This window comes from Lysinibacillus sp. S1, assembly GCF_044986265.1.
In the GTDB taxonomy this organism is placed as follows: Bacteria; Bacillota; Bacilli; order Bacillales_A; family Planococcaceae; genus Lysinibacillus; species Lysinibacillus capsici.
On record NZ_CP173154.1, the window covers coordinates 387,872 to 411,311 of the forward strand.

At 37.6% G+C, this 23,440-nt stretch carries 20 protein-coding genes; 5 read left to right on the plus strand and 15 right to left on the minus strand.

Annotated features, from left to right (window positions below):
• Positions 1-77 precede the first annotated feature (77 nt).
• Together ACHZEU_RS02000 and ACHZEU_RS02005 are read right to left on the minus strand one after the other, a co-directional pair.
• Positions 78-1,373, minus strand: coding sequence for a hypothetical protein (locus tag ACHZEU_RS02000; protein ID WP_404803936.1), 1,296 nt, complete (start codon positions 1,371-1,373; stop codon positions 78-80).
• Between the two features lie 184 nt (positions 1,374-1,557).
• Positions 1,558-2,439 (minus strand): GNAT family N-acetyltransferase, encoded by an 882-nt coding sequence (locus ACHZEU_RS02005; RefSeq protein WP_404803937.1) that lies wholly within the window; start codon positions 2,437-2,439, stop codon positions 1,558-1,560.
• A gap of 418 nt (positions 2,440-2,857) precedes the next feature.
• Here ACHZEU_RS02005 and ACHZEU_RS02010 point away from each other — a divergent pair, with 418 nt between their 5' ends.
• From ACHZEU_RS02010 to ACHZEU_RS02020, 3 genes are read left to right on the plus strand one after another with little or no spacing between them, the layout of a single operon-like run.
• Positions 2,858-4,378: a spore germination protein gene (locus tag ACHZEU_RS02010; RefSeq protein WP_404803938.1), complete on the plus strand. Its 1,521-nt coding sequence runs from the start codon at positions 2,858-2,860 to the stop codon at positions 4,376-4,378.
• A gap of 16 nt (positions 4,379-4,394) precedes the next feature.
• Positions 4,395-5,516 carry a GerAB/ArcD/ProY family transporter gene (locus tag ACHZEU_RS02015; protein ID WP_404803939.1) on the plus strand — a complete coding sequence of 374 codons (1,122 nt, stop codon included), beginning with the start codon at positions 4,395-4,397 and terminating at the stop codon, positions 5,514-5,516.
• Positions 5,503-6,627, plus strand: a complete 1,125-nt coding sequence (locus ACHZEU_RS02020; protein WP_404803940.1) for a Ger(x)C family spore germination protein — start codon at positions 5,503-5,505, stop codon at positions 6,625-6,627. Before ACHZEU_RS02015 ends, ACHZEU_RS02020 begins: the two co-directional genes overlap by 14 nt.
• Here ACHZEU_RS02020 and ACHZEU_RS02025 read toward each other — a convergent pair whose 3' ends face one another.
• The 13 genes from ACHZEU_RS02025 to ACHZEU_RS02085 form a co-directional block, all read right to left on the minus strand.
• Complete coding sequence (locus tag ACHZEU_RS02025; RefSeq protein WP_048392810.1) at positions 6,628-7,578, minus strand: nucleoside hydrolase; 951 nt, start codon at positions 7,576-7,578, stop codon at positions 6,628-6,630.
• A gap of 144 nt (positions 7,579-7,722) precedes the next feature.
• Entirely contained in the window at positions 7,723-10,893 is a 3,171-nt protein-coding gene (locus tag ACHZEU_RS02030) for an ATP-binding cassette domain-containing protein (RefSeq protein ID WP_404803941.1), read from the minus strand.
• Positions 10,894-10,996: 103 nt separating this feature from the next.
• Complete coding sequence (locus ACHZEU_RS02035; RefSeq protein ID WP_404803942.1) at positions 10,997-11,407, minus strand: SRPBCC domain-containing protein; 411 nt, start codon at positions 11,405-11,407, stop codon at positions 10,997-10,999.
• Complete coding sequence (locus ACHZEU_RS02040) at positions 11,404-11,730, minus strand: helix-turn-helix transcriptional regulator (protein ID WP_048392816.1); 327 nt, start codon at positions 11,728-11,730, stop codon at positions 11,404-11,406. Before ACHZEU_RS02040 ends, ACHZEU_RS02035 begins: the two co-directional genes overlap by 4 nt.
• 288 nt (positions 11,731-12,018) lie before the next feature.
• Entirely contained in the window at positions 12,019-12,705 is a 687-nt protein-coding gene (locus tag ACHZEU_RS02045) for a diphthine--ammonia ligase (protein ID WP_404803943.1), read from the minus strand.
• A 14-nt stretch (positions 12,706-12,719) separates the two neighbouring features.
• Positions 12,720-13,793, minus strand: coding sequence for a hypothetical protein (locus tag ACHZEU_RS02050; RefSeq protein ID WP_404803944.1), 1,074 nt, complete (start codon positions 13,791-13,793; stop codon positions 12,720-12,722).
• 299 nt (positions 13,794-14,092) lie between these two features.
• Complete coding sequence (gene proS / locus ACHZEU_RS02055; protein WP_048392823.1) at positions 14,093-15,529, minus strand: proline--tRNA ligase; 1,437 nt, start codon at positions 15,527-15,529, stop codon at positions 14,093-14,095.
• Between the two features lie 367 nt (positions 15,530-15,896).
• Entirely contained in the window at positions 15,897-17,615 is a 1,719-nt protein-coding gene (locus ACHZEU_RS02060) for a bifunctional diguanylate cyclase/phosphodiesterase (protein ID WP_054550129.1), read from the minus strand.
• A gap of 391 nt (positions 17,616-18,006) precedes the next feature.
• Entirely contained in the window at positions 18,007-18,177 is a 171-nt protein-coding gene (locus ACHZEU_RS02065; RefSeq protein ID WP_048392829.1) for a hypothetical protein, read from the minus strand.
• 215 nt (positions 18,178-18,392) lie between these two features.
• The gene (locus ACHZEU_RS02070) at positions 18,393-18,542 is read right to left on the minus strand and encodes a hypothetical protein (RefSeq protein ID WP_004230023.1); all 150 of its coding nucleotides are present in this window, start codon (positions 18,540-18,542) and stop codon (positions 18,393-18,395) included.
• Between the two features lie 161 nt (positions 18,543-18,703).
• The gene (locus tag ACHZEU_RS02075; RefSeq protein WP_279495018.1) at positions 18,704-19,198 is read right to left on the minus strand and encodes a DinB family protein; all 495 of its coding nucleotides are present in this window, start codon (positions 19,196-19,198) and stop codon (positions 18,704-18,706) included.
• A gap of 57 nt (positions 19,199-19,255) precedes the next feature.
• Positions 19,256-20,218 carry a tyrosine recombinase XerC gene (locus ACHZEU_RS02080; RefSeq protein ID WP_257960989.1) on the minus strand — a complete coding sequence of 321 codons (963 nt, stop codon included), beginning with the start codon at positions 20,216-20,218 and terminating at the stop codon, positions 19,256-19,258.
• A gap of 310 nt (positions 20,219-20,528) precedes the next feature.
• Positions 20,529-20,942, minus strand: coding sequence for a hypothetical protein (locus ACHZEU_RS02085; RefSeq protein ID WP_048392836.1), 414 nt, complete (start codon positions 20,940-20,942; stop codon positions 20,529-20,531).
• A gap of 76 nt (positions 20,943-21,018) precedes the next feature.
• Here ACHZEU_RS02085 and ACHZEU_RS02090 point away from each other — a divergent pair, with 76 nt between their 5' ends.
• Both ACHZEU_RS02090 and ACHZEU_RS02095 read left to right on the plus strand, forming a co-directional pair.
• Complete coding sequence (locus ACHZEU_RS02090) at positions 21,019-22,509, plus strand: circularly permuted type 2 ATP-grasp protein (protein ID WP_257960990.1); 1,491 nt, start codon at positions 21,019-21,021, stop codon at positions 22,507-22,509.
• Entirely contained in the window at positions 22,463-23,428 is a 966-nt protein-coding gene (locus tag ACHZEU_RS02095; protein ID WP_279495015.1) for an alpha-E domain-containing protein, read from the plus strand. The genes ACHZEU_RS02090 and ACHZEU_RS02095 overlap by 47 nt, the downstream gene beginning before the upstream one ends.
• Positions 23,429-23,440 lie beyond the last annotated feature (12 nt).

The following is a 23,440-nucleotide window of genomic DNA, read 5'->3' on the forward strand; positions in this document are numbered from 1 at the left end:
CTTAAAATGATTTTATTTTAATCGTTTGAATTTTTCAACACTTTTTTACAAAAAAAATAACCATCTCACTTAGATGGTTATTTCAAAMGATAAATTTTACTTGGTCGTCCTCTGGATATTTGTGCGTCTTTCCTTGTGTATTCGACGAGATCAACCTCACATAAACTGGCTAAAATGCGTCTAGCATTACTTTCATCCCAATAGAGATGTGCTGCTAAATCTTTAATGGTGAATTCCTGCCAATTCATTTTTTTAATAAGTGTGTATAATTTACTGTAATTTTTTAAACTAATTTTTGCTTTTTTTAATTTCTCTAATAAAATGTCATCATTAATACGGTATGAAAAGCTCACTTCATCTTCTTCACCAGCCGATTCAGTAATCGTTCCATTTTCTTGGACAATCACGATTGGTTGCTCCGATTTCTCTTTGGAGAGCTGGATGGCTCGCTGCGCATTGATTTCCGCAGAGTGAACAGTTACCCCATAGCCAATTCCGACAGTGACTGTTGTATGGGATTCATGTGATAGCTGATAGATGGTATCCTGTAAATCCTTGATTTTACGTTCAATGGCTCCTCTCGAACTAAAAATGATATAGCGACCATTTCCTTTTTCTAACAAGGAGCCATCTAGTTGCTCACAAAATCGCAATAACGTTTCCTTCAATTTTAATTCTAAATACTGTAAATGATAGGAGCTCTTCGCTTTTTCAGAGATTTTATCAAAATGTTCGATTTCGATAATTTGCACACCGATCTGTGTATCCTTAAAATAGAAGGCTCTGAGTTTTTCTTCCAGTATTCGTAATGTTTGGCGGATTTCCATATCTGTAGTGGAAATGTGATAAGCAGGGACACCTGCCTCTTTCAGCCCGCGATAAACAGCTTCAAAGCAAGTCAAAGCACCTGCTGTTTTTTGTTGATTCCATAAGTCGATATGAAAATCCATTAATTCTTTTGTACTGGTATTTACATCAAATGTTTTCACATAGATTTCTTTAGGCGCAAAATCTAGCTGTTTGACGGCTTGCTCCAAGTGTGAAGTCGTGATTTCATCAATGCTTACCTTGTTCAAAAATTCTCCCTGATAAAAGCCCATATGCAATAGACATTTATAAATGCCGGATTCAGTATGTTGAATATAAACTAAGTTTTCACCTGATTGTAACGTATTTTTCGCAACCATATACGAAATTTGGCCAGAAAAAAACCATGCATCAACAGCGTGATGATTATCCTTTACGATATTTACGGTTTCATGAAAATCATGATAGGGAAATGCTACGAAATTCATAGTCATTTCGTATTCTTTGCCTAATTGAATGATGCGCTCTACAGATGAATTAGGGCCAATGACTCCAACTGTATACATTTTTTCCTCCTAGTAAAATTACTTTATATATACCATTCTATAGAGAATTGCCCAATATTTATAGTGTCAATTAAAAAAGTCTGTTTTGGTAAAGGACAAGGGGACAGGAGTTGCTCATATTTTATTCAAAAGCGCGCTCATTCTTTAATTCACAACGCTCCGATACAGCCTTCTGAAACCCAACCTAGCAATGGGATGTTAAAGGAAACATAAAGTGCCCTTGTAAGAAGGGCTTTTTCGAGAGAATGAATAAGGCATCGTCATCATTTGTGGTGATGGTGGCTGTCATGCCTTCGATTGTAAAGTCAGGTGTAAAATAGAATACTACTTTTTTTGTTGTATCCTTAATAATGCTTGCTAATATAGTCTCTGCATTTGTTGCCTGTAAAGAGATGATATCATAAATATTTAATACCMCTTCCTCCTCCTCCATTAATACTATTGTGTCAAATTCTTCTAAATAGTAAATAGCATGAGGAAAAACTAACGTAAAATAAAACATTAATAAACTTTCATTTTCCTCAACAGCAATCATACTAGAATGGATATAACGATTTTTTGCATACTCTTCAAGAAGTGCTAGATTCTGCTCAATTGTCAGCTGTTGGACGCTGGTCTGCTTTGGTTGAATAGGTCTTGTGGTAAGATCTAAGCTGTATTCACTTTCATGGATTCGCGTAAAGCCAAACTTCGGATAAAAATCTAGTACTGTTTCATTGGCAAAGAGATACATGAAATCACAGGCATCTTCGTACTCTTTCATGAGATGCAGCATCAACTGCTTTGCCAAGCCTTGATGACGATAATGTTCATCCGTCATCACTGTACCAATCTGAATTCCCTTTAATCGCTCATCATTTACGCGAATCGACATCTTATAAATAGAAGCATTCGCAATTACTTTTCCTGCTTGTACAAATGAGTAAGGAATATATTGGTCATTCCAATAGCCTTTGTTATACCAGCCTCGAAAGTCCAAACCAAATGTTTTCATAGCTAAATCATTAAAACTTGCCTTTAATTTTTCATTGTGACGATAATCACTAACTAATTCATATTTTGCCACGTCTATTCCCTCCTATTTTMTGTTTCAATCGCTAATTTTTGTGGGAATCATCACCTCCTAAAAACAGAAAAAGACCCTATGAGAACAAGCTCATAAAGTCCTTTGTTATACAAAATATAACTGTGGATTAGACATCATTATGCTTCTCTTTTATCGCAAAAGGGCATTACTAAATAGACCCTATAATTTTAAAAAAAATTATAGAATAACCCCTWTAKTAAATTCATTRAATTTAATTKGCGATAATTAGTTTTAGCATAAAAAAGCTARTCTCCCTTMTGTTWTTAAGATTACTATWATATTACCGTTATTTGTTRGATATGTCTACATGATGAAAATAACTGAAATAAGTATAGAATGCCCCTTTAAAGCCTATTCTATAAACGAAGTTAGCAATGAAGGGAGCCTACCATTTATTATGAAATTTAAACTACCTTTCAACAAACAACAACAACAACCAGTTCAAGAGGCGCCTAAAGAAAATCTTGTGAGAGTTGCACATGCCACAGATCATTTTATTCAATCGATTAAAAATGCTACTAATCATCCGGCAGATTTAATTATTAAATCTCTTCCACCAAACGTCACCCTTATTTACATCGATAATTTGATCGATGATCAGACTTTAAATAATGATATTATTGCTAATTTACAGTGCAAGCCTCACGATACACCCGAGGCAATTGAGATGGCCCTTTCTATTGCAGAAGTCAGTCAATCCAGTCTACTAAGGGAAACCGTAGAATTGATGGTCAATGGTCATGTTGTGATTCACATAGGTGGCTTCCCGCAGACTATTTTAGCCAATATCGCTAGCAGAGAGTCTAGAGCATTGTCAGCGCCTGAGAATGAATCGCAGGTAATTGGTACACAGGTTGGATTTAATGAGAGTCTATCTACCAATATTTCCTTGATTCGTCGCTACATAGTGAGTCCTAATCTTTGTAATGAAAAAGTAAAAATTGGTACACGGACAAGTACCTCTGTTTCTCTTTTATATATGCGTGGCATTGCCAATGATCAAATGGTTCAAACAATGCGTCAACGAATCAAAGATCTTAATATCGATGAGCTTATCGATAGTGCCGTATTAGCTGAAATGATTGATGATAATTCACTATCTGTCTTTCCACAAATGCTATTGACAGAAAGACCTGACAGATTTTGTGATGGCATTTTAGATGGAAAAATTGGGGTTCTCGTAGATGGTAGTTCAATGGCTATCGTTTCCCCTCAAGGATTTACTGAGTTTTTTCAAAGTCAAGAAGATCAAAATTTAAGATGGCAAATTGCTACTTTTCTTCGTTTATTACGACTGGCTGCCTTCTTTTTATCTGTTTATTTAACACCATTTTATGTGGCAGCTCTTACCTTTCATTATGAAGTGATTCCACAAGCCTTTCTCGTACCATTAAGTGAATCAAGGGCTTTAGTTCCTTTCCCGCCCATATTTGAGGCTTTGCTGCTGGAATTTATTATTGAACTACTGAGAGAAGCAGGAGCCAGATTGCCAACTAAAATAGGACAAACAATCGGTATCGTTGGTGGTATCGTTATTGGAACAGCAGCTGTACAGGCAGGGWTTACCAGTAATATATTGCTGATTATCATTGCGTTAAGTGCTCTAGCCTCTTTTACGTCGCCAAGTTATATGATGGGCAATGTGATTCGTCTTATTCGCTTCCCTATTATTATACTTGCAGGATTTTGGGGTTTTTATGGTATCATGTTGGCTTTTTGTTTTATTCTGATTCATTTGTTACGTCAGTCAAGCTTGGGTGCTCCGTATATGTCTCCCTTCTATCCACCGAGGTTGAAGGAAATGCGGGATAGTATTATTAGAATGCCTGTCCCATTAACATCAAAAAGACCTGCTTTGACAAGACCAAAGGATGAACATAAATTTGTGCCAGAGCCAGTGAAACCTGATAAAAGTTGAACTGAAGGTGAAATAAATGGCAAAACCTATACAACTTAGCCCTAAAGATATGATTAATGCTTATTTGCKTTTTTTTGTGGTACACGGTGCTCAAATTGGGGTTGGTATACAGGGATTTCAACGCATTATCTATCAGGATGCTAGACAGGATGCATGGATTTCTGTTCTACTGGCTGGGATTGCTACACATCTTGTTACGTTTTGTATGATTAAAACGTTAGAAATTTACGGCTCTGATGATCTTTACGGAATTCAAATTGATATTTTTGGTAAATGGATTGGCAATTTTTTAAATGCAATTTATGTCATCTATTGCTCCGTAGCGTTCTTTTCAGTTTTACGAAATTATATTGAAGTTATACAAGCATGGATTTTTCCTAGCATTGAGACCTGGTTCCTGTCAGCAACTTTATTAATTATTATTATTTATGCCTTTACGGGAGGGCTTCGCGTCATTGTAGGCGTGTCTTTTTTTAGTATCATTCTCTCCTTATGGATTTTCCCAATGCTAGCATTTCCGATGAAATACGCTACAGTAGAAAGTCTTCTCCCTATTTTAGAAAATGATATTCGCTCCATTTTAAAAGGGGCACAATCAATGACCTTTACGATTATCGGCTTTGAAATTCTAAACGTGATTTACCCCTTTGTAAAAGACAAGAAAAAAATCAGAAAACCTGTTCATTTAGGACTATTAGCTACAACCATCATCTATTTAGCCGTGATGCTGGTGTCCATTGCTTATTACAGTGAGGGCAAGCTATTGAAAACGATATGGGCAACCTTGACATTATTTAGTTTTATTAGCTTCCCCTTTATGGAACGCTTTGAATTTGTAGCTGTTTGTTTTTGGATGCTAATCATTTTACCGAATCTATGTCTATACTTATGGGCTGCGTACCGCGGAGCAATTCGTTTATTCCCGATAAGTGAAAAGACATTTGTTTGGCTCTTTTCATTCATCGTTTTAATTGGAACATTATTGGTTCAAACACGGACACAGATTAATACAATTAACACGGTGTTTGGACAGATTGCTTTTTACGTAATCTTTGTCTACCCTATTTTACTTTGGCCAATAGCACGACTAAAGAAGAACTTCACATCAAAGAAGGTGAAAAAGAATGAACAAACTTAAAGGAAGATGGATGATTTTTCTATCCTTTGTTTTTTTATATGGATGTGCACAAACCAATATTTTGGATAAAGTTGGATTAACTACTTTAGTCGGCTATGATGTAGGAACAGAGGATAAAATAAAGACAACAGCTGTTATTCGTGAAGTAAACCCCGAATTTCAAAGTAATGTGGAAGTTCTGTCTACAGAAAACGATACGAGTAAAGGAAATCGGATGGAAGCCAATCGTAAGCTTTCGAAAAAAATCATGGTTGGTCAAATGAGAGTCATCCTATTTGGAGAGGAATTGGCAAAAAAAGACCTTCGCTATTATATTGATACAAACCTAGAAAATGCTAGTGTCAGCAATGGGATCTTTATGGCTATTGTGGAAGGKGAAACAGAAACATTACTGAAATACGAATATCAAAATATTGAGGAKAKTKGGCAGCATATTTTTARGKTGATTKAACAAAATGYCAAGCAGGAATATATGATTTCCTCTACACTTCATCAAATTGCCCACGATTATTATTCATCTGGAAAAGAATTTGCCATGCCTATTATTAAAAGAGATGACGAGCTGGTGGAATTAAGTGGGATAGCACTTTTTAAAGGCAGCAAAATGGTCAGTACCCTTCCAGCAAAAGATAGCTTTTACGTAAAGATTGTCAGAGATACCTTTAAAGTAGGTTTATATGAAACCGTTCTGGAAAACGAAGATGTACCTTCCGAAATTCTTCAAAAGCCTGCCAATAAAATAACGGTAGCCTTTGATGCAATCCAGTCGAAACGAGAAATGATGTTAGTTGATGCGGATACGCCAACATTTGACCTGAACATCAAAATCAAATCGAGAGTATTAGAGGTGTACCCTGATATCAATCAAGGGGACCCAAAAAGTGTGGCGGCACTGGAAAAAGCAATCGAGAAAAAATTGTCAAAGGAAATACGTAGAGTGATTGCTCATAGTCAGGAAGTTGAGTCTGATATCTTTGGCTTTGGTGAGAAATATCGAAGCGAAGTAAGACATTCTAAGCTAACAAAGGATAAATGGCAAAAAATATATAAAGACATGAAGGTAAATGTCCATGTTGATTTTACAATTTTAAGGGATGGTGTTTTTGAATAACTAGTGAAATGGTTGCCCTGTCATAACCGATAAAAAGTTTTGGAAAAAATGTTCATAATGAATATCAAAGGCAATACGATGCTTTTTTTCGCCATTATTATTTTCATAAGGTCTTGTCTCGGCAATACTTTGCCCCCTTGCAGGTCCTTCTAACTTGTCGACAACGGTTACAGGATAGGACTCATAAATAAACATGTCAGGATAAATGACTGCCATTAGTGTTAACGCATCATGCACGGGACTTCCTAGAAGTGAGGGGTCCCGTTCTTTATAAAAACGTGTATAGTATTCCATTAAGGGCTTTAGAATTTTTGTTTTGCCAAAGGAGTCAATATAGTCCACCATCCCAGGTGTGACAATGGCCTTTTGTGTCGCATTTAAAGGGATGATTGTCACATTCGTTGCATAGGTAAGCACAATATTAACGGCAAAGGGATCACCATGGAAATTCGCTTCAGCCACTGTCGTTACATTACCTGGCACCCAAAATGCTCCACCCATAATATAAAATTCCTTGATATTTTTCATAAGCTCTTTATAAAGGATAAGCATCGTGGCTAGTGAGGTCAATCGCCCAATATTAACAATAATTAGCTCATCATGCTTATACCTTTCAATAATGTTGACGATTTCAAAAAAGTTCTCAATTTTTAATTCGTGATTATCATTTGGGATGATGGGTCCAAGACCTCGTTCACCATGAATTTCTGGGTAATAGGTCGGCTGCTCTCCTGTTAAGGGTACTTCTGCTCCTAAGATCACAGGAATACCTTGAGGGAAGTCGAACAATTTCATGACATAATAAATATTGGATACCGCATCCTCTCGCGATACATTGCCATAATCTGCAACGAGTCCCACAATTTCTATTTCTTGATTAAGCCGTGCATAGATCAATGCCACCGTATCATCAATACCAATATCCCCGAATAACAGCACTTTTTTTACCAAACCATGTCCTCCCTTTTACTACCATTACTGTTATCTTTATAGTAATCAAAGATGACACGAATTATGAATTTTTGTGGAAAAATGAGTGAGTAATTCTAGTCCAACGAAAGAAACCCATATGCCGAAGCACATGGGTTTGATGATTTAGTGATTTGATTGAAGGAACTGATAGACTGCCATCATTTCCTGCTTATTCAATTCGCGTATACGATTAAAAATAGGAATATTGGCAACGGCCTCAAGATGGGAGCCCTCTGTAACAACATCGCTTACAGTACCAGTTAGCCATGTTTCCACATCAATGCCATCAACGATTTGCTGGCGTCCCTCCTCATTAATGCCACTTGCGCCACAGCTTACACAGGGCACGGTTAATTTATGGACTCCATCATGCAGTCCATCTTCAGAGAGCACCTTTTTCCCTTTACAGAATGGACAGGAATGACTGGCTTTGACTTTATTGATTTKGGTTACGATTTTCTTGTAGCCAAATGCTTCATATACATATGTTRGTTTTTTATATTTACCATTCGTAAAATATTGATCGWTGAWGGTTTCTCTTGTCTCCTGTATATTGGCAAAATCACAGATGGTCACTTGATTTTTATGGCTGATGCGCTCTAGATTATCTTTGATTTTGGCCMAAAAAGGAAAAGCATTTTGTAGTACGATTTCATAGCCGACAAAGCTTGCTAGCTCTAATTCCAGCATTTTTAGGGATACCTGTGTTTCCCTTGGTAATAAGGAAACATCCTGTAGCAGTGACATGTCTCCGCCCACGATGGCTTTGATTTTTTCTAGCTGTGGTAAGTTGCCTACAATGTTGATGACTTCATCAAGCGGCTGGCGAATTACGTCACGAATATCTGTGTCCCCAAATCGTAATTTCTTTTGGTGGTTGAGCACAGTCCCATGGCAAATTGGGCATGGCACCATTTCTCTTGTTTCCTTCATTTGCTCTTTAATAATGGATTTTGAAATCACGATATAACGACCAATGATAAAATTAAAGCCCTCCCACTTTTTCGAGGATTTCGTTGCCTTATCATAAAAGGATTTGTCCCAATAACCATATAAAAATGTATGCTTCTCTTCCTCAGTCATATCATGATAGCTTTTACTAATGTCCTGACCCAGCTCTATTTTAATCTGCTCAAAGAGAAATTCTAATTTAGAATGTTGATAGTATTTTAAAACCTCCATTATATCGGGATGTAGTAGGCCGTCCCAAAATGGCACGTTTTTGTCTTGTACCACAAGATCAAAATCGAATTTTTCAATTTCCAATCGACCAGAGCAGCTAGGGCAATGATTTTCTTGGCTATAAAAATCGAAGCTTCTCGTATCCTTATTTGTTGGATGAGCAGCCACAATATGATTGATTAGGCCACCTATTWCATACAKGAAGCTATATTGGCTATATAAATGTCTTTCCAAATCAATGGCAACAACTGGGGCAATTTTGTTTGATTCATATTCACCGTAAATCAGACGAGCCATGGAAGATAAGCTTTTTAAGATGCCACCCTTATATATATTTTCCGCATTTTTGAAATAGCTAATATGGTTGTCTTCTAAGTATTGAATGCCCTGCCTTAATGCGAGTGTAGATGTGATTTGTAATGGAGTTGAACCCATTGAATGATTATCCTGATTAAAATAATCTTCATGGCTAACTACATTTAGATGTGTTACAGGCTCCTGCTGTCTTTTGCCAAAGTCAACAACAAAATCAGAGCTTTCCAGCATATAGGCATTATGCTCAATCATGATGATGGAGATAGATTCATCCTCTAGGATGTCCCTGACACTATCGATGAATTGGTTTAAAATGTTCTGAGATAGCCCTTTAGAAGGCTCATCAAAAATAAATAATGTATGGGAATTACGAGCGTTGGCAAATAACTCTGAAACTAGATGCACACATTGGAATTCACCAGTCGATAGAGATTGCGTTTTTCTCTCAAGCGTTAAGTAGCCTAGTCCAAGCTTAATCAATAAGCTTAAGCGTTTATGTGCGATATCCTCATTAGGTAGTTCGTTGATTATATCTTCAATCGAGCGTTGGAAAATATCATCAATGTCCTCACTATATTTTGTTAGTTTCTTTTTAATATCAAGGAATGTCGCGACAGTGGAACGACTCGTAATGGATTGGTTACGATCTTGCCCAACCATCACGAGTTTGTCCTTTGGATAGCGTTTGATAAAATCTTTAGCAATACACTCATTAACAAGCGTTGATTTCCCACAACCAGACTCTCCTGTAAAGGTAACAAGTCGATTTTGTGGAATGTCTATTGCATCCATTTGGATATTACGGCAATATAAATCTCGGAATTGATAATAGGATGTTGGTGCTGCTGGATTTCGTTCCCAATAAATAGGCTTTGGTCGTGGAGATTCTTCAACGATTTTTCCTCCGTATTTTCCACTACCTGGTCCAAAGAATAGATGCTCGTCTGCCGTGTCTAACACAGTATCAGAATGATCAATCAACCAAATTTGGTTTTTAGCACCTAGCTGTTGTATTTGCTCTAAAATTTTTAGTAAGGTGTTATGGTCCAGACCCACAGAAATTTCATCAACAATAATCACGGTGTTTTCGCTTGTTGCCATAAATTCTGCTAAGTACAGCCTTGTTAATTCTCCACCTGATAAAGTCCCCATAATACGATTTAAGGTTAAGTAGCCAATATTCATTTGCATAATATTATGCAGAATATGCTGTTTTTCTTCACTGATATTTAATTCTTTTGATAAGGAATAGATGGCCTCTATACTTAAATGATGAATATCAGAAATACTATAGAGTTCATTCCATAAAGTGATTTTATACTGCTCCACTTCTGGACTATAGCGCTTACCCAAACATTTTTTACATTCTACATTTTTTGTTGTGCCTCGCCCCTTACATGCAGGACACCAGCCTAACGCATTGTTAAAGGAAAACATCTCTGGCGATAGCTGAAACTCATCTGCCAATCGATTACGAATTTCTTTAAAAACACCTGTATGCGTACCAATTGTGGAACGTGGATTGCTAGAGATTGAGGATTTTCCTAGAAAAAGTACAAGGGGCATGTCCTCCATTTTGATGGCACTGAAGTTCGTTTCCATAATGTTTGGAAACAAATATTGATATTCAGCCTTTGGCAATAAAGAAACAAGACGTTTTTTGGATTCTTCTCCAATCGTTTGACAAAATGTCGTCTTCCCTGAACCAGACAAACCTGCTATGGCTAAAGATTGATCGTCGGATAAAACGACATCTAGACGGTTAATATTATTGGCAATTAGTTCATTAATTTTCATTTAGTTATCCTTCCATTTAAGAAAATTAAAAGATGAGACTGAACATGAAAGAACACAATTCTTGCTACGGAATTGCGCTCTTCTTGCTGTTATTTTATTTATTCTACGCTAATATTTTTTYWAGCTGTGCACTCATATTTGTCCAAGCATATTTTGCTCCCTCGATTGCACCTTGACGTGCCTTTGTTTCTTCGCTGAAGCCACCTTGATCAAGATGAAGCTGAGTCGTACCATCTGCTACCTGTGTTAATGTCCATGTAACTGTTGTTGTTTCGCCAGCACTTGTCCAAGTATAAGATAATTTGTGAGGCTCTTCCACTTCCAGTACCTCACAGTCTACAATACCGTCCCACCATTCATTTGGTTCAGCACGGAATTGGAATTTATGTCCTACGATTGGTTGGAAGTCATTGTTCCAGATCCATTTTGCTMGTGTATCTKAGTCTGTTAAAGCATGCCATACTTGTTCGATGKAACTTGTAAATTTAAAATCTAATGATACATCTGGTTTCATTTTTTTTCCTCCAATAATAGATGTAATTTCGCGATTCTTTCTTTCCAAAAACCTTCATAAAACGATACCCAATCTTGTATTTCTTTCAATGGAGCTGCATTCAATCGATATCTCGTCTCCCTACCTTCCTTGCGTGCAAGAACAAGGCCTGCATCTTTTAGAATGGCTAAATGTTTCGAGACAGCAGTACGCCCCATATCAAATTGAGCGGTTAATTCGTGAAGCGGTAACTCATCTACCTCTGCCAATAAACGGATCAACTTTCGTCTTGTTGGGTCAGCAATGGCTACATAAACGTCACGCTCTTGATGATTGTTATTCAAAACCACCACCCTTTCTAATAGGACACTGATTGGTGTCTTAATTATATGACACCAAATAGTGTCCAGTCAAATACTATTTTGGTCAAAGTGGTAGGAGTTCTATACCTACAAGGAAAACTAGCTAAAATACAAAAAAGTACAGAGGAGGAGCCTATGTACTTTCGGGTAATTATTCATTTGTTAACTTCAGTTGTTATGGATTCATGTAACAGAATAACAATACGCCTTAAAAGAAAAACCCTTATTGACATGAATTGCGCATCCCAATAAAGGTTTTCTGATGTGAATTTATGCTAGCTCTAAGGGTAAAAAGGCGTAGTCTCCATCTCTTATAACGGAACCTTTACGCACCTCAATTGACTGCTTGAATAGAGGGCCATCAATGACGGTCGTATGGAATTCGCCGCCTTCTCCGCATGGGTCAATGCTACGGGCTTCAAGCTCCTTTACATATTCAGGGGTAAGCACTCGCCCTAAATCGTCCTCCGTCATGCCCAAGGATAGGTTGACCGTGACAATCATTGTAATAAATCCTAAGTGAATAAATTCATCGACAGCCTCACGATGGTTCATCTCCCACAATGGCATGCCTAGCTTTAAACCTACCTTTTTAGTGACTTTATCGTGCCAGCAGCCATGTGCAGGCATATCTAAGTCTCCTGTTACTAATACTTCAGCTCCCTGCTGCTTTGCCTTTACTAATAAACCTACAAATACTTCTTCATAATCCGCCCAGCTTGCTGCAGCAGTATAGACTGGTAGCCCAATAGAGTCAGCTTGTGCCTGGATAAGCGCAGGTGGCATCCCGTGGGACCTTGAACGTTTCCCTTCTTCCTCTAGCATCACTATGAGCCCCATTGCTTGGCCCACCTGTGATGCTTTATATAAAGCTAAAACACTATCCTTGCCACCAMTAAATGAAGCAATAAATGTGCGATTTTGTGCATTCTGTTTCCAGCCAGTTGTGTTGGTCATTTCCTTGTCTCCTTTTACTGTTCATCAAGATATATGCTTCTAGCATCCTCGTCAAAAAACTCTATGATCGTTGGATAATTATTAAGGTTAATATTGGCCTCTTTCAATATTTTTTGCATAAAGATGGTATCGACAAAAATTTTATTGATAATCATCCTACCTATTGATGGTAAGTCATGGAAATACGCTAYTAACTGAATAAGGTCATCAAAGTGAAAAGTCAAAATATAAGTGACATAATTCTGTAATAGCATACTAAAGCAATGCTCACGATAAGGATTCGATTGATGATCGAATAAAAAGCTATGAAGCAATTGATAGAATGCCTTATTATTTTGATTAAACATATGTAAAAAATCATCTACATTATTAATTAGATGTAGGTACTCTATGCCATCTTCAAAAGGCATAACGAGTCTHTTTGATTTCCCTTCGATGCTTCTCAAAAGTTCGATTGTCAGCTTTTTGCAAGCATTTATCTCATGTGGTGTTAACAATGCTCTGTCMTGCTTATGYTGACAWATATAATCATGATAATGAGAAAAATATTGCTCCATATTGATATTCGTTTTAGCATGAATTAATGTTCCTTCTTTGAACGAAAAAGCATAAAGCGTTTCCTCGTTCACTGGATGGCTATACAGATAGAAAAAGAATAAAAAGTCCTTTAACTGTTGTTTCTGCTCTTTGCTGAGTATCGTAACATGCTCTAATTGAGCAAGTTGAAAGAAGCAATAGTTTTTCATAAAATCATTCATTTTGTTATACGGGTTCCGTGGAATTATTCTAGTCGTTGCATTTATTGTGTAGAGCAAATAATAGCAAACTTGCTCATCATAAACATCTAGCTGCTTGAAACAAGATGTAAGCATAGGCTGCCAGTCTGGCTTTTGAACATAATGAGGATTTTGTGGTTGAAATGCCTCTGCCCATTCCAAAAATGTCCCCTGTTCGTGATCAATAAAAAAGAGCTCTGCGCTAGTATCTTCTAATAAAACATATTCGAAGTCCTTCATTTGAACGGCTGGTAAACCCCGATTAAACTTGATATTTAGGTAGTGATCAAATACTTCTTGTAATACAGTCATTCATATCCCCATTTCTTTAGGATTTTTCAGAAGCAAACGTCCCTTTATTTTATCACTCATGATGAGAACTTGGCGATAGATGCTAAGGTGGAACACCATTATGAGTGATTAAGACAGCTCGTTGGATCAATGCCTATTTGGAGGTTATCTGGAGGAGCCATGGAGAAACAAGAGTGAGAATTTTGACTATCTAAATGGAAATAAAGTCTTTTTAGCAGAACATCAAAAGCCCGAACTAAATTATAAAACAACCTAGTGTGCTTCATAATTGTTCGGGCGTTCTGTTCATGCTTTGTTAATTAATAAGCTTGTGCAAACCAAACTGTATGTTTTGCTTCATTTCCACAGCCAATACATGTGGTTTTCGTTGTTGGTGGATTGAAAGGAATATTGCGAGATGTGTATTTCGTTTCTTCCTTTACTTTTTCCTCACATGCATCCTCGCCACACCAGCCAGCAAGCACCCAGCCTGGGATTGTGCCATTGTCTTTTGCTGTGTCAATGTGCTGTTGTAATTGTGGAAGTGTGTCAATTGTTGTGTGAGCATTTGCTTCACGGAATTGACGAGCTTTTTCTAATAAGCGCGTTTGCATGGTTGTTAATTCTTCTTCAATAGCTGTGATGATTGTAGCTAAATCAACAGTTCGTTTTTCTTCTTCATCACGCGCTTTCAGTAAAGCTTGCTTGTTTTCTAGGTCACGCGGCCCTAATTCAACACGCACAGGCACGCCCTTTAGCTCCCATTCATTGAACTTATAGCCTGGCGATTGGTCTGAATCATCCAAACGTACTCGAATACCCTTCGCTTTTAAGGCTGCAAAAATCTCATCTAAATGCTCCATGATTTGAGGGTTCTTTTTCCATGGTCCTACTGGAATTAAAACGACTTGCGTTGGTGCGATGCGTGGAGGTAAAACAAGTCCCTGCTCATCACCATGCACCATAATAACTGAACCAATTAAGCGTGTAGATGTACCCCAAGATGTTGTGTGTACGTATTCGTGCTGGTTCGCTTTATTTAAATACTTGATATTAAAGGCTTCAGCAAATTTTGTTCCTAAATAATGGGATGTTCCTGCTTGCACAGCCTTGCCATTTTTCATCATTGCCTCAATAGAGTACGTATCGACAGCCCCTGCGAAACGCTCAGAAGGTGTTTTTTGTCCATCATAGACAGGAATTGCTAGCACCTGTTCTACTACTTCTTTATAAATGTCTAGCATTTGCATTGTTTCCTGCCGAGCATCTGCTTCATCCACGTGCGCTGTATGCCCTTCTTGCCATAAAAATTCTGATGTCCGGATAAAAGGCAGTGTTTTCTTTTCCCAACGGAAGACATTTGCCCATTGGTTGATTAGCACTGGTAGGTCACGGTAGCTTTTAATCCAATTAGAGTAAAGATGACCAATCATCGTCTCAGATGTTGGACGAAGGGCTAGCCGTTCTTCTAATTGTTCCCCTGCTGCCTCGGTTACCCAAGGAAGCTCAGGTGAGAAACCTTCGATATGATCCTTTTCCTTTTGAAAGAAGGATTCAGGGATAAGCATTGGGAAATAGGCATTACGATGTCCTGTCTCTTTAAAGCGACGATCCATTTCCTCCTGAATATGCTCCCAAATTTCATAGCCGTCTGGCTTAAAGGCGATACAGCCTCGAACAGGTGTATAATCCATTAAATCGGCTTTTTGGATGGTCTCGATATACCATTTCGAAAAATCTTCTAGTTGTTTTGACATGTGTTCTCCTCCAATTTTGTTAAATGAATACTTGTTCAACCCGTATAAAGATTTAGCTGAAGCAAGAAAAAAGCACAAAGCTGTCCTCTGAATAAGGACGTCTTTGTGCTGGAATGACGTGGTACCACCTTGATTTAGCTTTACGTAGATTATAAAGCCCTCTCACGTTTGGTAACGAAAACGACTCGGTTATGTTTGCATAACATCTCCGTGGTAGGTGTTCAGTCAAGAAGCGGTGATATAGCTCTCAGCAGGTGCTATATTTTCTGTTTCACAATTCTTACTTACTTGGCCACATCATCAAATGGTTTATCATGTTAACAGTTTTACTTTATCCCACTTTAGCAAAATCATTCAGGAATAGCAATTAATAACTGGATTTATTTGTGACAGTATTAACAATGAGATTCGTAAAATCTTCTACAGATAAAGGCTTACTAAAATAATAGCCCTGCACATACTCACATCCATGCTCACGCAGAACATTTAATTCAGCTTCCTCCTCTACACCTTCAGCTACTACTTGGAGATTTAAGGCATGTGCTAATGAAATCATGGCTGAAATCATAGCGATTCCAGACTTCTCAGGTACGATATCACGGACAAAGGCACGATCAATTTTAAGTACATCCACTGGGAATTTTTTTAAATAATTTAACGATGAATAGCCTGTCCCAAAATCATCTAATGAAATAGTTATACCTAGTTCTCGTAATTGCTTGATAGTATCAATTAAATCTTCCGTATAATCAAGCATACTCATCTCGGTAATTTCAATTTCTAATAAATTAGGGTCAATGCCTGTTTCTGCAATGACACTACGCACCATATCTACAAAGCCACCTGTACTAATATGAATTGGTGAAATATTTACAGCTACCCGCAATGATAAATCATGTGATTCATTCCACTGACGAGCTTGAGCACAGGCTTTACGTAAAACCCATACACCAATATCATTAATCAATCCACAATCCTCTGCAAATGGAATAAAACGATCTGGCGGAATATGACCTAATTCAGGATCATACCAGCGTAGCAATGCCTCCATACCAATAACAGAATCCGTTTTTAAGTCGATCTTAGGCTGATAATGTAATTCTAGACGATCTTGCTTTAATGCTTGATGTAATTTCGTTTCCAGCAAAAGCCATTTATCATTGGCCTCGTCCATATTATCACGATATAGTCGATATTGATTACCTCGTGTAGATTTTGCAGCATACATAGCAATATCCGCATTTTTCAATAATTCTTCCACAGAGTTTGCATGATCTGGGAATACACTGATGCCGATACTAATACTCGCATAAAATTCATAGGTATCGACAATAAAGCTTTCATTGAAGACGCCAATAATTTCCTTAGCCATTTCATCAATGCGATTGACATCATTTAGAATCATGACAAATTCATCGCTATTGTGGCGATAAAAAGAATTCGAAGTATGATCAATATTGCGCAGACGATTGGACATTTCCACTAAAAACATATCACCAATAATATGACCAAGTCCGTCGTTAATGTGTTTGAAACGATTCACATCAATGAAAAATAACGCAAACTTCTCTCCTGTACGTCGAGATTGATGAAATTCATTTTCTAAACGCTGTTCTAATTTGCGACGATTTGGTAGCCCTGTTAGTTCATCGTGATAGGCAATATGAGTAATTTTTTTAATGTCCTTTTGCGCTGTAATATCTACGCGAATGGCAATATATTGATAAGGCTTTCCTCGTTCATCTAGGAACGGAAAAATCGTTGTTTTCACCCAATATAAACTGCCATCCTTTGCACGATTGCACACCTCGCCATTCCACATATCGCCATTACCGATTGTTTTCCACATCTCTCTAAAGAAAGATTTGGGATGAAAGCCTGAATTTAGTAAACGGTGATCTTGACCAACTAATTCTTCACGCGTATACTTCGAAATTTTACAAAAATGATCATTAACAAAAGTAATTTTTCCGGTACGATCTGTAATCGCTACAATGATGGAACTATTCATGGCGGAAAAGATATCTTGTAATTCTTTTAGACTGTAGTTCATTTGATTAACACTACTAGGCGTGATATTCATCATTTTCATTCTCCATTCATTAAAATATGAAGGGTTTGGTACTTTTGCTTTATCTTACAGCGAGGTATAAAGTTGTGGTATATCGCCCTTTTTTATGTAATTATATTATAGTCTTAGAAAAGCAGTTAATTCAACCCAAATCTCAAAAACATTCAAAGCTGCATTTGATAGTTTTTAATAAAATAGACAAAAATTAGTGGATATAACCTCCTTGTAATTGTCTAAATATATTGTTATTCAATACTTTTGAACTATATTAAATAGTTTATTTAGGCTATTTATCTTTTTAATACAAAATATAAAAGTTTTATATAATATGTTTGAATGTCTTGTAAAATTTTTGTTAAAGTAAAATGCCTTACTGTCCCACATAGGAAGTAAGGCATTTTATATGTTAAGAGACCTCATATTCTATTGAACCCCCTATTGATTTCGCCTGCATGTTGTAGGCATCTAATTGCTCTTGGGATAAACTTGAAATGTAATAGTGAAAATTAATAGGCTCTAGCCCATGCTCCTCACATACTTGACGATAAAATTCATAACCTTCTCGATAATCTGTCATCCTCATAACTTCCTTTCACATTCCCTATTTTACGTCTGATTTTTTTGTTATATAACAGAAATATTATTTGTTTAAAAATATATAACAGACTACTGTACTTGTCAATGAATTATCTGAAATTTCTTGCTGAAATCACGAAAGCCCAGACCATTTTATTTAGTATGGCTGGGCTTTTCATAAAATATTCACGGCGGCTTCCGTCATAATCACTCCTTTTAAATTCCTAATTGTTTTGCTTGCATATTGTAAGCCGAAAGTTGTTGCTGTGATAATTGTAATACATAGTAACGGAAAGAAATTGGCTCCAATCCATAGCGCTCACACATTTCACAATAAAATTCATAACCATCACGATACTTTGACATTTAAATTTCCTCCTCTAACTAAATCTGTTTTATAACAGTTGTTATTATTTTTATTTAATATATAACAGATTATGTAGCACGTCAAGAGATTATAACAGAAAAATTGAATAACAATAAAAGGAATTTAGCTCGTCTCCTGTGCCAAATTCCTTTCATACATGTTATTCTCTAACGATTTCTTGTAATTGCTTGATATGACGCTGCTCGTGCATATAGACCATTTCAATCCATTGGTCGAGTGGTAATTCTCCTAAGGCTGGGTGCTTCACAGCGCGCTTAGTTAATGCTTCAGGTTCCTCGATTGTTTGCAAAAAGGCGAGGAGGTTCTTTCTTGTTGTAGCTAGTAAATCCAGCATCGCTTGAACAGTGAAAGGCTCTTCTGCTGGCTCTACAATAGGCGGTGCTTGGAACTTTCTTGATCGATCTAAGATGAGATGAACATTTTTTCGAGCGGGTGTTGACTGTTCCTCTGCCTTTAATCCCCATGTAATGGCTTTCTTTGTTGCTTCCTCTACTAATACGAGATGATGACAGATTTGTGCCACACTCCAGCTTTGTGCATCTGGTTTCTTATTAAAGGTTGTATCGTCCAATAAGTGAATTTCCTGAAGCAATTGTGTTCTTGTGGTATCGAGATGTTCTTTGACGTTTGACATCCTTGGCTCCCCTTTCATTAGGTCTTCTACTATATATTCGATATGGAGAGGGGAAAATCATCTTTCACGAACAATATTAAATGGATTATTCTCTAAAACTTGCTGTAGCTGCTCATCTTCAATATGTGTATAAATTTGCGTGGTTGCGACGCTAGAATGCCCTAAAATGTGCTGCAAACTACGGATATCTGCCCCTGCTTTATACATCATCGTTGCGGATGTATGGCGTAGTTTGTGTGGTGTAAGTCGTTCTTTTTGAAGACCTGACTGCTGATTAATGCGTTTAACGATTTTGGCAACGGTTTGACGTGTAAAGCGTGTTCCCTTCTGAGACACAAATAGGGGCTCCTCACCTTCGCCTTTATAGGGTGTCTTCCCACTGTTTTCATAGTCAGCAAGTGCCTGCATACAGCTATCATTTAAATAGACGGTGCGCTCTTTGTTGCCCTTCCCAATTACGGTTAAATAACGTCCTTGAATGGATGTCTTATTAAGCTGACATAGCTCGGTGACACGTATTCCTAAATTTAAGAAAAACATCATCATGCAATAATTTCTCGGGGATGCCTGATTGCTTTTAATCCCATCTATAAATTGTGTAGCTTCTTGTAGGTTCATATAAATGGGTCGTTTTCTGCCTATCTTTGGTGTCTCTAATTCATCTGCAGGATTTTCCTCGATAAGTCGACGTTTGCCTTTTAAGTATTTAAAAAAGGATTTTAATGTGGCCACTTTTCGTGCTCGTGCAGCAGCTGAATTGCCTCGCTGTACTTCGCAATATTCCATGAATAAATAAAGATCCTCTAATGTCATTTCGCGTATTTCTTCTATTGTAATAGTGCCAATATCAATGGCGGATAAATTCTCTATATCCAAATCCTCCTGGACAGCTTTGTGGAAGCGGAAAAATAAGGTCAGGTCATATTCATATTCTTTTCTTGTGCGCTGAGACTTTCCTTTGATGGTTGTTAAATAGACAAGAAAATCCTTCATGAATTTTGGTTGTTTTGTTTTTTGCATGCTCATCACCTCTATTTGCTCTATTTTACCATGAAAAAACGTTCCCAAATATAAATTTGGGAACTTTATTGAAAAAAATGCCCTTTTTCGCACGTAAGAACAAACGTTCTGTTCGAAGGTAATAAAAAACCCCTTTTTAAAAAGAGGATTTTTGTTACAACTATTTTGTGACAGTTATAGGATTTTAGGCATAAAGTTCTCGGTAAATGAATATTAAAATCTAGTAGACTTTATTTGCTGTGTGAGACGCTTCGAAAAAACAAGAGATGGGTAACTGTCCATGTCGATTCGTCTCACAACGCGCATGGGATTATTTTACAAAAACTGAATAATTCCCATCCTCTTGTTTTGTTAGTGACCAGTTTGTCGATAACATTTGCTGAAGTCTTGTGACTGTTTCCTCATCACACGTTAAATGCTGGATACCTGTTTCTAATAGTTGGTAATCCTTCCCTTCTTCTAATTGAAAGCGTAGCTGCAATAAACGTTGGATGCCTGGTAATGTTACATACTTGATTCGATAATGGCCATGGTATGCCTTTAAGAACTGTTGTTCCCCTTCCTGATATAGAGCCATTGTCTCGCTAAATTCATAGTTTGGCACTTGTTCTTGCCAAGCTGATACATCCCCCGAACGCAAAGCTCGTAAAATTTCCTCGTCTGATAAATTTAATTTGGATAGTTTATCTAATTCATACGCTTGCATTAAATTAATGATGGTCATGGTTGTTAGCTCCTTTTATGTATTTATTCACAGTGTAACATGTTTTCACTACTACTTGAATTCGGAGGCGATCCATATGATGAATTTATATGATTCTAGTCTGTTTTTCGATGAAATGTTTGATGGCAATAAGCCAAAGCCTCATTATCGATCTTTTCATCATAAGCTAACCTTTTTTTCGCGGGAGCAACTTGAAGAAAAATACCGACAAGCGCAAGCGAGCTTTCTCAGACAAGGGATTACTTTTACGGTATATGGTGCACAAGATGGAACAGAACGTACCATGCCTTTTGATTGTGTCCCAATTATTATTCCTCAAAGCAAATGGGCCATGATTGAAGCAGGTGTCAAGCAGCGCGTGGAGGCACTCAACAAATTTTTACAGGATGTTTATGGACAGCAAAAGATCTTTCAGGACGGTCTTATTCCGAGGCAGCTTGTTGAAAATAATCCTTATTTCAAACCAACCATGAGAGGACTTCAAGTACCAATTGCGAATCATATATTTTTAGCAGGGATTGATTTAATTCGGGATGAAAAAGGTGATTATCATGTACTCGAAGATAATTTACGCAACCCTTCCGGCATTTCCTATGTCTTTGAAAATCGGGATGTGATGAAGGAAGTATACCCTGAATTTTTCTCCAAGCATACGATTCGACCTCTTGATAAACAAATGGCTTATATGAAAAAAGCACTTCTTGCCCATCGTCCACCTTCCATGCAAGCAGAAAGAGAGCCTAAAGCTGTACTTCTGACAGCAGGCATGTACAATTCTGCGTATTACGATCATGTTTTTTTAGCCCAGCATTTAAACATCCAGCTCGTCGAGGGCCGTGATTTAGTTGTACAGGATTTGAAGGTCTATATGAAAACCATTTATGGCCTACAGCAAATCGATATTATTTATCGGCGGATTGATGATGACTTTCTAGATCCTACTGTCTTTCGTGAGGATTCTTTATTAGGTGTTCCACATTTGATGGCTGCTTATCAAGCAGGTCATGTATCCATCTTGAATGCCGTTGGGAATGGAGTGGCAGATGATAAAGCAATGTATGCCTATGTGCCTGAGATGATTCGCTATTATTTACAGGAAGAACCTATTCTACCGAATGTGAAAACCTATCATCTAGGAGATGACAGTCAGCGTGAATGGGTGCTAGAGCATATACACGAGCTCGTTATTAAAAACGTAGGAGCCTCTGGTGGCTATGACATGTTAATTGGTCCACATGCGAGTAAGGAAGAGATTGCTTTATTTAAGCAAAAAATTGTTGAACAGCCCTATCAATACATTGCACAACCAACGATTAAATTGTCCAGAGCACCTGCCTTCCAGAATGGGCGATTTTATCCTTGCCATGTTGATTTACGTGTCTATGTCATGAAGGGTGAGGATTGCTATGTGTTGCCTGGTGGTTTATCCAGAGTGGCACTACAAGAAGGGTCTCTTGTGGTAAATTCCTCTCAAGGGGGCGGTGCAAAGGATACGTGGATTTTAAAGGAGGAATTGCAGCATGCTAAGTCGAGTAGCCGACGCGTTGTACTGGATGGCACGTTATAGTGAACGTACACAAACAAATGCACATATATTACAGGTACAGCTGTTGAATATGTTGGAGCAATCTGGGCAAGAACATGATTATATTGATCATTGGGAGGCTGTTTTAAATATTTGTGCCTCTAAGGAGGAGTATTTAGCAAATTACACAACGATTCGTGTTAACCCTTTGATTGATTATCTTCTGTTTTCTGAGAAAAATGGCAATGCCCTTCATGCCACATTGCGTGCTATTCGGGAAAATGCACGAGTTACACGTGATAGTATGCCAACGGAACTTTGGGAAATTCAAAATTCCTTTTATTTAACAAAGCAACAGTCCATACTAAAAAGAGAACGACCGATTCCACTCATTGCCCTTCAAGATTTTTTACAGGATGTACGAAAGACTTTATGGATGGAGACAGGGTTAATTGAGGGCTCGATGGATCGCGATCTTCCTTTCTATTTTATGCAGGTCGGCAAATGGCTTGAACGAGCAGAAAAAACCATTCGGATGATCGTGATAATCGTAGAACAACAGAAGCGAACAGGTACGTCACTGTTAGAGGATGATGGTACCTTTTTATTGGATCTTTCCGCAGCAAGAGAATCTTTCATGCGGAAGCATCGCCAGACCAATTTACTAACGGTCATTCGGTATTTAGTCCAAGATGCGCATTTCCCATGTTCTGTGATGTTCTGTGTAAAGAAAATAGAAGAAGCCATAACGGCTATTGAACATGATTCTTTATCCCCACGATTTTTAACGCTTCAGTCGGATATTAGTAGCCTTGTTCTTGCAATCGATCATATCGATTTTTGGCAAATGACTATTGAGGAAACCCTAAAAATGATGGAGGAAAGATTGTCTCAATGTATGGCTTTTAGTGATGCCTTTTCGACAATCTATCATTTATATGAACCCAGCGTACAACCTTGAAAGGAATTCACC

Coding starts and splice junctions, on each gene's coding strand:
- proS (WP_048392823.1), bottom strand. CDS start 15,529: ATGTCAAAACAACTAGAAGATTTTTCGAAATGGTATATCGAGACCATC.
- ACHZEU_RS02060 (WP_054550129.1), bottom strand. CDS start 17,615: ATGATGAATATCACGCCTAGTAGTGTTAATCAAATGAACTACAGTCTA.
- ACHZEU_RS02065 (WP_048392829.1), bottom strand. CDS start 18,177: ATGACAGATTATCGAGAAGGTTATGAATTTTATCGTCAAGTATGTGAG.
- ACHZEU_RS02070 (WP_004230023.1), bottom strand. CDS start 18,542: ATGTCAAAGTATCGTGATGGTTATGAATTTTATTGTGAAATGTGTGAG.
- ACHZEU_RS02075 (WP_279495018.1), bottom strand. CDS start 19,198: ATGTCAAACGTCAAAGAACATCTCGATACCACAAGAACACAATTGCTT.
- ACHZEU_RS02080 (WP_257960989.1), bottom strand. CDS start 20,218: ATGCAAAAAACAAAACAACCAAAATTCATGAAGGATTTTCTTGTCTAT.
- ACHZEU_RS02085 (WP_048392836.1), bottom strand. CDS start 20,942: ATGACCATCATTAATTTAATGCAAGCGTATGAATTAGATAAACTATCC.
- ACHZEU_RS02090 (WP_257960990.1), top strand. CDS start 21,019: ATGATGAATTTATATGATTCTAGTCTGTTTTTCGATGAAATGTTTGAT.
- ACHZEU_RS02095 (WP_279495015.1), top strand. CDS start 22,463: ATGCTAAGTCGAGTAGCCGACGCGTTGTACTGGATGGCACGTTATAGT.